The following is a 13,610-nucleotide window of genomic DNA, read 5'->3' as shown; positions in this document are numbered from 1 at the left end:
ACGAGCTACTCTAAACGATAATCGTTATCAACTAGAAGGAGCAGTCGTGAAGGTCCGCAACTCGCTGAAGTCCATGAAGTCGATGCCGGGGTCGCAGGTGGTGCGCCGCCGCGGCCGGGTCTTCGTCATCAACAAGCTCAACCCGCGGTTCAAGGCGCGCCAGGGCTGATGCGCTGGCCGCCCTCGGGTGTGCCGACCGCGGTCAACCCTCGAGGGCGTGCCGGACCGCGTCGTCGACGATGTGGCTGACGTGGGTGTCGGCGACGGAGTAGTGCGCCTCGCGCCCGATCCGCTCGACGGCGACCAGGCCGGCCGCGCGGAGGGTGCGCAGGTGCTGCGAGACCAGGGGCTGCGAGAGCCCGGTGGTCTCCGCGAGGTGCCCGACGGTCGACCGTTCGCTCGCCAGAGCGCGGAGCAGGCGCAGCCGCGAGGAGGAGGAGAGCACCTTGAAGAGCTCGGCGGCGGGCTCGAGATCCTCGGTCATCGGCACCTCCAGGTCATCTGCTCATCCAAGCAGACGTGCATGCATCGCGCGGCCTGCCGGCCGAGCAGCCCCGGTGCGGCGTCCTCCATGGTGGTCGAGTAGCCCCGGAGGGGCGTATCGAGACCCGCCGTCCCCGAAGCCGCCTCATCGGGCGAGGAAGGCCTCGCCCCGCAGGCGACCGTCGGCCAGCTGCACGACGCGGTCGGCGAGCGCTATCACCGCCGGGTCGTGCGAGACGCAGACGACCGCGACGCCGCGCTCCGCCTCGGCGCGCAGGATCTCCCGGATGCGCTCGGCGCTCGCCGCATCGAGTCCGGTCGTGGGTTCGTCCAGGAGGAGCAGGTCGGCGCCGCGCGCCAGTCCCTGCGCGAGCAGCGTCCGCTGCCGCTGCCCGCCGGACAGCACGGCGAACGGCTCGGCCGCGAGCGCGGAGATCTCGAGGCGGTCCATCGCCGCGGTGACCACCGCGCGCAGGTCCGGTCCGACCCGGCGCCAGCGGCCGGTGCGCCCCCAGACGCCGACCGTCACGACGTCGCGGACGGTGATGGGGAGGCGGTCCGAGACGGCGGTGCGCTGCGGGACGAAGGCGATCGCGGACGAGACCGTGCGCACTCCCCGGGAGGGCCGCCGGGTGCCGGCGATCACCTCGAGCAGCGTCGACTTGCCCGCGCCGTTCGGCCCCGCGACGACGGTCAGCGTGCCCTCCGGCACGTCGAGGTCGACGCCGTCCAGCGCGGTCCGCTCGCCGAAGTCGACGCCGACCCCGCGGAGGCCGACGCGGGCGGAGGGCTGCTGGCTGCTGGACACGGCCCCGAGCGTAGCAGTTTGATAATCGTTCTCATTATCCGTTACGGTCGGGCACCATGCCTGCCCTCCTCTCCGGGATCCTCGAGCCGTTCGCGCTCGACTTCCTCCAGCGCGCCCTCCTCGGCGGCGCACTCGTCGCCGTCCTGTGCGGAGTCGTCGGGACCTGGGTGGTCATCCGCGGGATGGCGTTCCTCGGGGAGGCGCTCGCCCACGGGATGCTCCCCGGCGTCGCGCTGGCGACCGTGCTCGGCGCGCCCGTGCTGGTCGGCGGGGCGGCGAGCGCCGTCGCGATGAGCCTCGGCATCGCCGCGCTGCAGCGTCGGGGCCGCCTGTCCTACGACACGAGCATCGGCATGCTCTTCGTCTCGATGCTCGCGCTCGGCGTGATCATCATCAGCCACTCCGGCAGCTTCGCGACCGACGCGACCTCGATCCTGTTCGGCGACATCCTCGCCATCGCCCCGGTCGATCTCGTGCTGCTGGCCGTCGCTGCCGGAGTCGGGCTCGCGGTGGCGGTGGTGTTCCACCGGTCGCTGGTGGCGCTCGCGCTCGATCACCGGATCGCCTCCGTCCTCGGGCTCGGGCCGCGCTCGGCGCAGGCCGCGCTGGTCGGGCTGGTGACCCTCGCGGTCGTCGCCTCGTACCAGGCCGTCGGCTCGCTCCTGGTCGTCGGGCTGCTCCTCGCGCCCGCAGTCGCCGCGGGCCACTGGACGACGCGGATCCCGACTCGGATGGCGCTCGCCGCCGTGCTCGGCGTGCTCTCCGTGCTCGTCGGGCTGCTCGTCTCCTGGTACGCGGCGACCGCCGCCGGCGCCTCCGTCGCCGCCACCGCCCTCGCCGTCTCCGGACTGTCCTGGGCGCTGCGGGCGGCCACCGCCTCGCGCCGTCCGCGCCGGGTCTCCGCCGCCGTCCCCGCCTGACCCTCGTCCCCCTCCGAAAGGACCCCGTGCTCTCCCGCTCCACCCGCTCCCTCCGCACCGCCCCGGCGCTCCTCCTGGGCGCCCTCGCCCTCGCGGCCTGCTCCGCCGATCCCGCCGCACCGCCGGTGGACGACGCGACCGGCGAGGGCCACGGCGCCGTCTCGGGAGCCGCGGAGCTCGCCGAGCCCGCCCTCGGCCTCACCTGGATCGACCCGGCCGGCGCCGTCTCGCACCTCGATCTCCTCGACGAGAGCGTCGCCGAGCTCGGCACGGTCGGCGCGCCGTCCGCGCTGACGACCGACGGCCGCTACCTCTTCGCGCAGACCGCCGTCGGCATCGAGATCGTCGACAGCGGCGTCTGGACCTGGGACCACGTCGACCACTTCCACTACTACCGCGCGGAGCCGAGACTGCTCGGCACCGTCGCGGGCGAGGGGGAGGCGGTCGTCGCCACCACGAACCTGTCGACGTCCGGCGGCACCGGGCTGTTCTTCCCCGAGTCGGGCGAGGCCGTGCTCCTCGACACCGAGGCGCTGTCGAAGGGCGAGCTCCGCGAGTCGTTCCGCCTGGACGGCGAGCCGGGGCCCGGGATGGTCGTCCCGGTCGGCTCGTTCGCGCTCGTCACCGAGGGTGCCGGGGAGTCGGCGTCGGTCGTCGGGCACACGTCCGACGGCGAGCGCACCGGCCTCGTCGAGGCGTGCCCGCAGCCCGCGGGGACGATCACCACCCGCGTCGGCGCGGTGATCGGCTGCGCGGACGGCGCGCTGCTCGCCACCGTCGACGGCGAGGAGCTCGTCGTCGAGCGGATCCCCTACCCCGCCGACGTGACCGCGCCCGCCGCGACGAGCTTCGCGAACCGCGAGGGCCGGCCGACCGTCGCCGGGCTCGCCGGCGGCGACGGGATCTGGCTGCTCGACACCCGCGCCCGCTCCTGGTCGCTGCTCCCCGCTCCCGCGCCTCTCGCGCACGTGACCGCCGTCGACGACGAGGACGAGCACGTGCTGGCGCTCGCGCAGGACGGCCGGGTGCTCGTGCTCGACGGTGCGGACGGCGCGGTGCTCGCCCAGACCGAGCCCCTCGCGGCCGAGTCGCTCGCCGCGGGACTCACCCCGACCCTCGTCGCCGACCAGCAGCGCGCCTACCTCAGCGCGCCCGCCGAGCGGCGCCTGCACGAGATCGACTACGCCGACGACGCCCGCCTCGCGCGCAGCTTCGAGACGGCGACCGAGCCGGCGTTCACCGCCGAGACGGGGCGCTGACCATGGGACGCCCCCGCCACCTCCGACGCCGCACGCCGTTCGCCGCGGCCACCGTCGCACTGCTCGCGCTCACCGGCTGCTCGGCCGGCGCCGACGACCGCCCGGTGGTGATCGTCTCGACCAACATCCTCGGCGACGTCGTCGAGCGCCTCGTCGGCGAGGAGGCCGAGGTCGTGACGCTGATGAAGCCGAACGCCGACCCGCACTCCTTCGAGATCTCCGCGCAGGAGGCGGCGCGGCTGCGCTCGGCCGACCTGGTCGTCTCCAACGGCCTGGGTCTGGAGGAGGGGCTGCAGCAGCACCTCGACGCGGCCGCCGCGGAGGACGTGCCGGCCTTCGTCGCCGGCGACGCGATCGACGTGCTCGACTATCGCGAAGGCGACGCCGAGGGCAGCCCCGACTCGCACTTCTGGACCGACCCGGCCCGGATGATCGCCGTCGTCGACGCGCTCGCGCCGGCGCTCGCCGAACTCGACGGAGCGGACCCCGCGGCCCTGGATCGCAGTGCCGCCGAGTACCGCGCCGAGCTCGAGGCGCTCGACGCCGAGATGACGGCCGCCTTCGCCGCGATCCCGGAGGAGCGCCGCGCCCTCGTCACGAACCACCACGTCTTCGGCTACCTCGCCGACCGCTTCGACTTCGACGTCGTCGGCGCGGTGATCCCCGGCGGCACCACCCTCGCGGCGCCGTCCGCCTCCGACCTCGCCGACCTCGTCGACGCGGTCGAGGAGACCGGCGTCCCCACGATCTTCGCGGAGTCCTCGTCTCCCGACCGCCTGGTCCAGGCGCTCGCGAGCGAGGCCGACATCCGCGTCGAGGTGGTCGAGCTGTTCACGGAGTCCCTCACGGGGCCCGAGGGCGGCGCCCCCGACTACCTCAGCATGATGCGCGTGAACACGCAGCGCATCGCCACCGGGCTCTCACCGTGAGCGCCCACGACCAGCACCAGGAGAACCACATCCCCATGCGCACCAGCCCCTTCCGCCGAGCGCCGCTCCGGCGAGCACCTCTCCGCCGAGCGGGCCTCGGCCTCCTCGCCCTCGGCACGATCGCGACCCTCGCGGCCTGCTCCTCGAGCAGCGCCCCCGCGGCCGATCCGACCGCCACCGCAACCTCGGCCGCCGCCGGCACCCGCGTCGCCGTCGCCTACGAGGGCGGTGTCCTCGTCCTCGACGGCGAGACCCTCGAGACCGTGGCCGACCTGGACTCCGAGGAGTTCACACGCCTGAACCCCGCCGGCGACGGCCGGCACGTCATGGTCACCATGAGCGAGGGCTTCCAGCTCCTCGACACCGCCGCCGGCACCACGGGCGAGCCCGAGCTCACCGACGTCGTCTTCGCCGCCGACACCCCCGGCCACGTCGTCCGCCACGGCGGCAAGACGATCCTCTACGCGGACGGCACCAGCGACACGACGGTCGTCGAGACCGCGGACCTGGCCGACGCCGAGGGCGTGCCCGAGGTCGAGACCATCCCGGGCGTCGAGGCGCACCACGGGGTGTCGATCGTCCTCGAGGACGGCACCTTCCTCACCACCGTCGGGAACGCCGACGGCCGCACCGGCATCGAGGTGCGCGACGCCGCCGGCGCGGTGGTCGCCACGAACGACCAGTGCCCGGGTGTGCACGGCGAGGGCACGGCCGAGAACGAGGTCGTGGTCTTCGGCTGCGAGAACGGCGCCCTCGTCTACGACGGCGGCGAGATCACCAAGCTCGAGGCGCCCGACCAGCCCTACGGCCGGATGGGCAACGCCTGGGTCAGCGAGACCAGCCCGATCGTCGTCGGCGACTACAAGGACGACCAGGACGCCGAGGGCTACCTCCTGCACCGCCTCGCGCTGATCGACACCGAGGCGAAGACCCTCGACGTCGTCGACCTGCCCGAGGGTGTCGAGTACACCTTCCGCGGCGTCGCGCGCGGCCCGGGCGACCTCGCCTACCTGATCGGCTCGGACGGAGCGGTCCACGTGATCGAGCCGGAGACCGGGGAGATCACCGACTCGTACCCCGTCGTCGACGCCTGGGAGAGCCCCGTCGAGTGGCAGGACCCGCACCCTGCCATCACGGTCGCCGGTGACATCGCCTACGTCACCGACCCGGCCGCGAAGAGCGTCCACGCGCTCGATCTGACCACCGGGAAGGTGCTGTCCAGCGCCGAGCTGGAGGTCACGCCGAACGAGATCGCGGTCGCCGCGAGCTGACGGACGGACGACGGAGGGCGCGGGGCGTGATGCCCCGCGCCCTCCGTCGTTCCCGCGGTCGGCGGGCCGGTCAGTCGGCCGTGCGGTTGCGCCGTCGGCGTCGGGCGCCGAGAAGGGTGCCGAGCGCGCCGAGCAGCGCGAGGACACCCCCGGCGGCCAGCGCGGGCGCCGGATCGACGCCTGTCTCGGCGAGGCGGGGAGCGGACGCGTCCCTCGCCGCCCGCGTGCCCGTGACTCCGGAGCCGGTCGTGCCGCCCGTGGTCGTGCCGGTCGTGCCCGAGGCGGTCGTACCCGTCGCTGTGCTGCGTGCGCCGGTCGGGCCGGTGCCCGCCACCGTCGTGCCGACGCCGTTAGCGTACGAGCCGGTGGTACCCCCGCTGCCCGTCTCGGTGGAGGCGGTGATCGTCGGGCGGGTCCCGGTGACCGTCGTGCCGGTACCGGCGCCGTCGGTGCCCGGGTCGGTGGTGGTCGTGCCGGTGATGCCGGGGGTACCCGTGCCCGCGGTGCCCGTGCCTGCGGTGCCCGTGCCTGCGGTGCCCGTGCCTGCGGTACCCGTGCCTGCGGTGCCTGAACCGGTGGTGCCGGTGCCGGTCGGGCCGGTTTCGGAGCCTGTGGCGCCGGAGCCAGTGGTGCCCGTGCCGGATCCGGTGGTACCGGACCCGGTGGTTCCGGTCCCGGGCTTGCTCGGGTCTGAGGTGCCGGAGCCAGTGGTACCCGACCCGCCGGCGCCGGTCGAGGGCGTGCCCGTGGTCGGTGTGTCCGTGCCCGGGGCGGGGGTACTGCCAGTGCCAGTGCCAGTGCCAGTGCCGGTGCCAGTGCCGGTGCCGGTGCCGGTGGGCGAGGGAGTCGCGGTCCCCGTGGCGGGCGTCCCGGTGGCCGCAGGCGTCGCGGTCGGTGTGGGCGTCGCGGTCGGTGCCGGCGCGACGGTCGGCGCGGGCGAGGGGGCGGGCGTCGTGCCGGTGGTGGCGGCCTTCGGGATCGGGAAGGTGGCGGGGGTGAAGTCCAGACGGTACTGGGCGCCGCTGGGTGTGAGCGCGACGAGGACGCCGTCCTCGCGGAGGTACCGGCCGTTGAGCAGATCCTGCTCGGTGATCGAGTCCGTGAAGGGCTCCGTGTGCTGCTCGCCGGGTGCGAGGGTGAACGGCGGAGTGCTGCCGAGGCGGATGTCGCGGAGGGCGACATCGCCGCGATTGGTCACCGTGATGGTCGCCCGGACGACGGTGCCGGCGGTGACGGGTGTGCCCGGTGCGATGTCGAGGGCGGAAGCGTGCGTCACCTCCAGGAGAGGATGCTCCGCGGCGATAGGGGCGTCCTTGGGCAGGGGAAGCTCGCCTCGCACGGTGACGAAGCCGTCACCGCTCGCGGTCTTCACTCCCCAGGAGGTCGCGTACGACACTCGGCCGGCGTCGAGATCGGCCTGGGTCACTGCCCACGTCTTCGTGGTGTCCCGGGCGTCGCGGCTCTCGCCGGGGCCGAGGACGACGGGGGTGTTGTAGAAGGAGACCGGGGCGGAGCTCTGATTCCGGAACGTGACGACCCAGTTGATCCGGGTGCCGACGACCGGCTTCTCACCCGGCTTGAGATCGAGCGATCCGCTCACGGTCCCGGTCACGCCGGCGGGTGCCGGAGCGGGGATCTGCGGGGTAGTGCTGGGACCGGGGGCGGGCGTGCCGGTCGGTGCGGGTGCCGACGGCGTGCCGGGTGTGTGGGTCGACGGGGTGCCGGTGGGTGCGGGGATCGGCGGCGTGGCGGTCGGTGCCGGAGTGGACGGTGTGCCGGTGGGCGCGGTCCCGGGGGCCGACGGCGTGCCGGTGGGCGCGGGGGCCGAGGGCGTGCCGGTGGGCGCGGTCCCGGTGGGTGCGGGGGTCGACGGGGCGCCGGTGGGTGCGGGAGCCGGCGCGGCGCCGGGGGAGCTGCTCGTGGGGATCGGCAGCGCGACGACTATGTCGTTGGATTTGTACTGGACACCGCGGGGGGTGCGAACGGTCACCTTGGCCGTGAGACGGTATTCGCCGGCTTCCACGTCCCGCGCTGTGAGCGGGCCCGAGAGGACCCGGTCAGCGCTCTCGCCCGGTGCGAGGGTGAACGGGGCCAAGCTGTTCAACCGGACGTCGGTGAGCGTGACGTCCCCGCGGTTGACGATCGTGAAGGTGGTGTCGAGGACGGTGCCGGCGACGAGGGGTGCTCCCGGCCCGAGCCTCGGCCTCGTCGTGGTGGTCACGTCGAGGAGCGGGTGCTCGACGGGAATCGCGAGCGTCGCACCGCTGCGCACCGTGTTCGTCCGTCCGCCCGTCACGGCGGTCGCGTCGACGACGATGTGGGTGATGCCGCTCACCAGGTCGTCCTCCGTGACGGTGGACTCGAGGTGCAGCTGCGCGGTCCGGCCCCTGGCGAGGACGGCCAGCTTCTCGCTGGTGCTGCCGGGGCTGCCGGGGGCGGCCCCCACCCGCACGGCGACGAGGTCGCGGAGGTCGTCGGGGCCGGTGTTGGTCAACGTCGAGGTCCAGCGGACCTTCGTGCCGGCCTTCACCTGCTCGCCGGGCTGCAGCACGAACTCGCCGCGGAACCTCCAGGACTCGTCGGTCGTGCCGCCCGCTGGGGACCCTCCCGTCCCGGCACTCGGCGCAGGGGCCGGTGTGGCGGTGCTTGTCGCGGCGGGGGCGTCCGGCTTCGGGAACGGGAGCCGCACGGAGGCGATGGTCTTGTAGACGGCGCCCCTCGGGGTGCGCGCGTAGACGTAGCCGCCGTCGCGGTGGTACTCGCCCGCGAACACGTCCAGCTCGTCGACCGTGCCCTTTGAGGAGAGGACGGCGCGCTGACCCGGTGCGAGGCTGAACGGCGGGGTGCCGGTGAAGGTGATGTCGTGCAGGGTCACCTCCCCGCGGTTGGTCACCGTGACGGTCGGGTCCACCACGGTGCCGACGACGACCGGCTGGCCGGGTGCCAGCTCGAACCTCGGGGTGTAGACGACCTCGAGGGCGGGGTTCTCCGCCGGGATGGGCAGCTCGCCTCGCACGGGGATCCAGTGCACGCCCGCGGGCGTGACGACGCCCCAGCTGTTCGCGTACCTCATAACCCCGGCATCGAGGTCGGCCTGAGTGACCGTCTGCTCTTTCGCGTCGTCCCGACCGTCGCGGCTCTGCCCCGCCGGGACGGAGAACTCGGTCCCGTAGACGGCGGCGGCGGTCGTTCCGTTGTTGCGGAAGGTGACGGTCCACTTCACCTTCGTGCCGACCACCGGCTTCTCGCCCGGCTTCACCTCGAACGTCCCCCTCACCGTCGCGCTCACGAGGGAGTCCCCGGTCATGGGCACGGTCGGCGGTGGAGCGGGCTGCTGCTGGGCGGCGGCGACCGGCGTCTCCGACGCGGCGGCCGGCGCCTCGGCCGCCGGTGTCGGCATCGCGTCGGGTGCGGCCGGTGCGAGAGAGGGGACCGGCGTCTCCGGTGCGGCCGCGTCGGTCGGCGTCGCCGTGACGTCGGTCGTGGCCGGTGCCGGGGCGGGATCGGCCATAGGCGGGGCGGTCGCGGGGGTCGGCGCCGGGGGAGCGGGGGAGGGGGCGGCGTCCTGCGCGGCGGGTGCGCTGCTCGGCGCGGCGGGTGCGGTCGCCGGGGCGGCGTCCGGGGCGGCGGGGCCGGCCGGCGGCGCGGCATCGTCCGGTGCGGGAGAGGGCGTGGGCGTCGACAGGGCGACCGCTGCAGCGGCGTCCTGCTCCGGCGTCGCGGTCGCGACGTCGGGGTGTCCTTCGGCGTGCGCGACGAGGGAGCTGGATCCGAGCAGGCACGCGCTCAACGCGACGGACGCGGCGATGCTGAGGGGAGTGGCGGGCGATCGGCGCGGTCGTCGTAGGTCGGGACGTGAGGGGGTCATGGGGCTCCTGGGCAGGGATCGGCAAGGGGTCGAGACGGTTCGGGAATAATCACACGGGTGTTTCCAGAGCTGCGCATTCCTGGCGCGGAAGCGGGCTTTCGGCAGTCACTGACGTCGGTGGCAGTGCGCGACGACCGAGGGTCGGTGGCTCCGATTCGAGTCGAGGCCGCTGTCCCTCGGGGGCAGTGAAGCGCTCGAGGACGAGTGCGCGCGGAGCGTGGATCGACGTCGCGCGTGCGCATCCGTGGCAGGGGATGACACGGCGAAGCGCCGGTGGCGTCGAGTCGGGTCGACGCCACCGGCGCTTCAAGGGGACGGTGCTGTGTCAGTCGGCGGTGCGGTTGCGGCGGCGACGGGCGCCGAGGAGCAGGCCGAGCGCGCCGAGCAGGCCGAGGATCCCGGCGGCGGGCAGTGCGGCCGCCGTGTCCACGCCGGTCTGGGCGAGGTGCGCGGCGGAGGCGCTCTTCGTGGCCGAGCTCTTCGCGCTCGTGCTGCCGGAGGCTTTGTCAGCGATGGTCGGTGCCGAGGGAGAGGCGACCCCCGCGCCGGTGCGAGCGGCGGCGCCGACAGCGGCGTGCTCCGGAGAGTCCGTGCCGGCGGCGACGCTCTCGTCAGTGGTGGCAGCACCGGATCCGACGGGCGCAGTGGTTCCCGCGGTCGTCGCCGTGCCGGTAGTCGTGCCGTCGGTGATGGTGCCCGTCTCCGTGCCTGGGGTGGTGCCGGTCGCCGGATCGGTCGTCGTGCCGATCGGCAGTTCGGGCGCCGGCTTCGGGAGGGTCAGCTCGCCCGTCGCGGGGATCGTGTACGACCCCTCCGGTGTGCTGACGTTGAACTCGCTCCGGTAGGTCACGACGCCCGCGTCCAGGTCGGCCTGGGTGACCGTGCTCGGCTTCGTGGTGTCCTCGACGTAGCCGCTGCGGCCGGAGGTCAGCACGAGGGTGGTTCCGCCGATACTGGCGGTGTCGGGGGTGGAGTGGTGGAAGGTCACGATCCACTTCACGACCGTGCCGACCTTCACCTGCTCGCCGGGCTTCAGGTCGGGAACGGCGCGGACCGACGCGGTCACGCGATCGGAGTGGGGGGCGGTCGGTGCGGCCTTCGGGAGGGTCAGCTCGCCGTGCACTCGGAGGATGCGCTCACTGCCGTTCGCGCCGATGTCGTAGCGGCTCCGGTAGGTGACGACGCCGGCGTCGAGGTCGGCCTGGGTGAGTGTTGCGGGCGGGAGGTTGTCGTCGACTTGGGCGCTCTCTCCGGGCTCGAGGCGGACGAGGGTCTTGAGGACGAAGACGGCGTCGGGGGTGTCGTTGTGGAGGATGATGGTCCAGTTCACGGGCGTGCCGACCTTGGGCTTCTCGCCGGGCGCGAGGACGAGTGCTCCCTGCGCGGTCGCGGTCACACCGTCCGTCGTGACCGTGGGGGTGGTGGGCGTCGTGGGCGTCGTGGTCGGAGTGGTGGGCTGTGACGGCGGAGGGGTCGGTGCGGCCTTCGGGAGGGTCAGCTCGCCGTGCACTCGGAGGATGCGCTCACTGCCGTTCGCGCCGATGTCGTAGCGGCTCCGGTAGGTGACGACGCCGGCGTCGAGGTCGGCCTGGGTGAGTGTTGCGGGCGGGAGGTTGTCGTCGACTTGGGCGCTCTCTCCGGGCTCGAGGCGGACGAGGGTCTTGAGGACGAAGACGGCGTCGGGGGTGTTGTTGTGGAGGGTGATGGTCCAGTTCACGGGCGTGCCGACCTTGGGCTTCTCGCCGGGCGCGAGGACGAGTGCTCCCTGCGCGGTCGCAGTCACGCCGTCCGTCGTGGCGGCGGCGGGGGGAGTGGGCTGCTGCTGCGGAGTCGAGACCGGCGTCTCCGTCGCGGCGGCGGGCTCGAAGGCCGGCGCTTCCCGGGTCACGGGGGCGGGGGCGACGGGCGTCTCGACAACGACGGTCGGTACCTCGACAGTGGAGGCGGCCGCGATGGGCGTCGTCGCGGTGTCGGGCGTGGTCCGGGCGGGGGCCTCCGGGGCGCTCACCGGGGTGGAAGCCGCAGGGGCGGGAGCCGGCGCAACGGCCGGCGCGATCGGCGCGGGTGCGACGTCTTGGGGGGCGGTCGAGAGGGACGGGGTGGACCCCGCCGTAGCAGACGTGGGAGCGGAGGCCTCTGCGGCGGACGCGGGCACGGCGGCGGTCGCGGTCGTCTCCGCAGCGGCGGGGGCGGCTCCTTCATCGGCGTGCGCGACGAGAGCGCCGGAACCGAGCAGGCAGGCGCTCAGCGTGACGGCGGCGGCGATGGTGAAGGGCGAGCCGGGGGATCGGCGGGTAGAGGGGGCGTCGGGTCGGCGCGGGGTCATGGGAACTCCTAGGCGGTGGTCATCAAATGTCGAGTGAAGCTCGCAAATGTTCACACTGTTCGATCCGGTGCGCACATCGGTGGCGCAGATAAGGCATTCAGGCGCCCGATGAGAGAGATGGCGCTGATGCGGCACCATGGCGGAATCCGGGTCGACGGGGTCGACGGCGGCCGGCTGCGCACGCTCCGCGGCGCACCCGCAGCGATCACTCGGGAACGATGAAACGGCCCGAGCCCGCCGGAGGGCGGGCTCGGGCCGTCGTGGACCGCCGGTGATGCCGAGGGGTGTCGAGTCCATCGGCGATCGGTCAGTGTGCCGTTCGATCAGAGGACGTCTGCGCTGCGTGCGCGGTCGCGTCCGGTGCCTGCGCGGTCGGCGCGGTCGGCGTGGTGGGGACGGTCGGCGTGGCCGGGATGGTGGGTGTGGTGGTGGTGGTGGGGAGGGTGAGGGTGCCGGTGGCTCGGCTGTGGACGAGGACGCCCGTGTCGCTGATGCCGGAGGTGCGGGCGGTGAGGGTGGCGGTGCCGTTGGCGAGTGCGCTCTGGCCGAGGGGGAGGGTGGCGGTGAGGTCTTTGGACTGGCCGACGGCGAGGTCGACGCGTTCTCCGGTGTGGCCGTTGTCGACGTCGTGGAGGGGGACTTCGCCGGTGTTGGTGATCGTGACCGTCCACTTCACGCGGGTGTCCGCGGTCACCTTCTCGTCGGGCTCGAGGAGCAGTTCGCCTCGGATCGAGGACGACTGCGCTGCGTGCGCGGTCGCGTCCGGCGCCTGCGAGGCCGGGGCGGTCGGCGTGGTGGGGGCGGTCGGCGTGGCCGGGTTGGTCGGGGTGGTCGTGGCGGTCGGGGTGGTCGTGCTGGCCAGCTCGAGTGCGCCCCGTGCGCGGATGATCTGGCGGCCGTTGCTGGAGACGACGTCGTAGCGGCTGGCGTAGGTGACGCGGCCGGCGTCGAGGTCGGTCTGGGTGAGCGTGGTCGGTGCGAGGTTGTCCTCGACGTCGCCGCTCTCGCCGGGCTCGAGGTGCGAGAACGCTTTGAGGACGTCGACGGGGTGGGACGTGATGTTGTGAAGGGTGATGGTCCACTTCACGGTGGTCCCGACCGTCGGCTTCTCGCCGGGCTTCAGATCGAGGACGCCCTTCACCGTCGCGGTCACGCCGTCCGACATCGATGCCGATGCGGCCGGAGTGGGCTGCTGCTGAGGCGCCGAGACCGGCGTCTCGGTCGCCGCTGCGGGCGCGTCGGCCGGCGCATCCTGGAGCGCAGGGGCCGGTACGATCGGCGCCTCGGCCGCGGGCGCGGTCGGCACCGGGGTGGCGGGAGCGGCTGTGGCGTGCACCGTCGCTTCGCCGGACGCCGTCGCAGCGGGTGCCGCTGAGGCTGCCGGGGAGACGGGCGCCGGGGAGACGGGCTCCGGGGCGACCGTCGGGGCGGACGTCTGCGCGGCCGGAGCGGGCGCGGCCTCGAGTGCGGCGGGCGCCGAGGCGACGGCCTGCGCGGTGGGGTCGACGACGACGGCCTGAGCGGGGGTCTCGGAGACGACGGGCACGGCGGCCTCGTCGGCGTGGGCGATGAGGGCAGTGGAGCCGAGCAGGCAGGCGCTCAAGGTGAGCGAGGCGGCGATGCTGAGCGGTGCTCCGAGGGACCGGCGGGGTCCCTGGGCGTCGGGGCAGCGGGGGTCATGGGAACTCCTTGGCATTGGTGATACGAATATTGAGCGGAGCTCGGAAACGATCACATCGGCGATGA

General features: G+C 73.8%; 10 protein-coding genes. 5 read left to right on the top strand and 5 right to left on the bottom strand.

The genetic code is table 11. The features are described 5' to 3' along the window. Positions 1–46: 46 nt before the first annotated feature. The gene (gene ykgO, locus MT353_RS08350; protein ID WP_123446985.1) at positions 47–169 is read left to right on the top strand and encodes a type B 50S ribosomal protein L36; all 123 of its coding nucleotides are present in this window, start codon (positions 47–49) and stop codon (positions 167–169) included. A gap of 33 nt (positions 170–202) precedes the next feature. On the opposite strand, the gene MT353_RS08345 is transcribed toward ykgO, so the two are convergent. Further along, positions 203–484, bottom strand: coding sequence for a helix-turn-helix transcriptional regulator (locus MT353_RS08345; protein ID WP_123446984.1), 282 nt, complete (start codon positions 482–484; stop codon positions 203–205). A gap of 144 nt (positions 485–628) precedes the next feature. Then, positions 629–1,291: a zinc ABC transporter ATP-binding protein AztA gene (aztA, locus tag MT353_RS08340; RefSeq protein ID WP_243624124.1), complete on the bottom strand. Its 663-nt coding sequence runs from the start codon at positions 1,289–1,291 to the stop codon at positions 629–631. A gap of 56 nt (positions 1,292–1,347) precedes the next feature. On the opposite strand from aztA, the gene aztB reads away from it, so the two are divergent. Genes aztB through aztD form a run of 4 tightly spaced genes read left to right on the top strand, consistent with a single transcriptional unit; the run spans position 1,348 to position 5,670 of the window. After that, positions 1,348–2,211 carry a zinc ABC transporter permease AztB gene (gene aztB, locus MT353_RS08335; protein WP_243624122.1) on the top strand — a complete coding sequence of 288 codons (864 nt, stop codon included), beginning with the start codon at positions 1,348–1,350 and terminating at the stop codon, positions 2,209–2,211. Between the two features lie 26 nt (positions 2,212–2,237). After that, complete coding sequence (locus MT353_RS08330; RefSeq protein WP_243624120.1) at positions 2,238–3,470, top strand: ABC transporter; 1,233 nt, start codon at positions 2,238–2,240, stop codon at positions 3,468–3,470. Between the two features lie 2 nt (positions 3,471–3,472). After that, positions 3,473–4,399 carry a zinc ABC transporter substrate-binding protein AztC gene (gene aztC, locus MT353_RS08325; RefSeq protein ID WP_243624119.1) on the top strand — a complete coding sequence of 309 codons (927 nt, stop codon included), beginning with the start codon at positions 3,473–3,475 and terminating at the stop codon, positions 4,397–4,399. 35 nt (positions 4,400–4,434) lie between these two features. Continuing rightward, positions 4,435–5,670, top strand: a complete 1,236-nt coding sequence (gene aztD / locus MT353_RS08320) for a zinc metallochaperone AztD (RefSeq protein WP_279400641.1) — start codon at positions 4,435–4,437, stop codon at positions 5,668–5,670. A 70-nt stretch (positions 5,671–5,740) separates the two neighbouring features. Here the strand turns inward: aztD and MT353_RS08315 are convergent, their stop codons facing one another. The 3 genes from MT353_RS08315 to MT353_RS08305 all read right to left on the bottom strand — a co-directional run bounded on the left by MT353_RS08315 (position 5,741) and on the right by MT353_RS08305 (position 13,467). Further along, positions 5,741–9,538, bottom strand: coding sequence for a hypothetical protein (locus MT353_RS08315; RefSeq protein ID WP_243624116.1), 3,798 nt, complete (start codon positions 9,536–9,538; stop codon positions 5,741–5,743). Between the two features lie 325 nt (positions 9,539–9,863). Then, entirely contained in the window at positions 9,864–11,864 is a 2,001-nt protein-coding gene (locus MT353_RS08310) for an LPXTG cell wall anchor domain-containing protein (RefSeq protein ID WP_243624115.1), read from the bottom strand. A 307-nt stretch (positions 11,865–12,171) separates the two neighbouring features. Next, positions 12,172–13,467 (bottom strand): hypothetical protein, encoded by a 1,296-nt coding sequence (locus MT353_RS08305; protein ID WP_243624114.1) that lies wholly within the window; start codon positions 13,465–13,467, stop codon positions 12,172–12,174. Positions 13,468–13,610 lie beyond the last annotated feature (143 nt).

This window comes from Rathayibacter sp. VKM Ac-2927, from assembly GCF_022815525.1.
Taxonomy (GTDB): domain Bacteria; phylum Actinomycetota; class Actinomycetes; order Actinomycetales; family Microbacteriaceae; genus Rathayibacter; species Rathayibacter festucae.
This window is presented reverse-complemented; position numbering and strand designations above follow the sequence as displayed.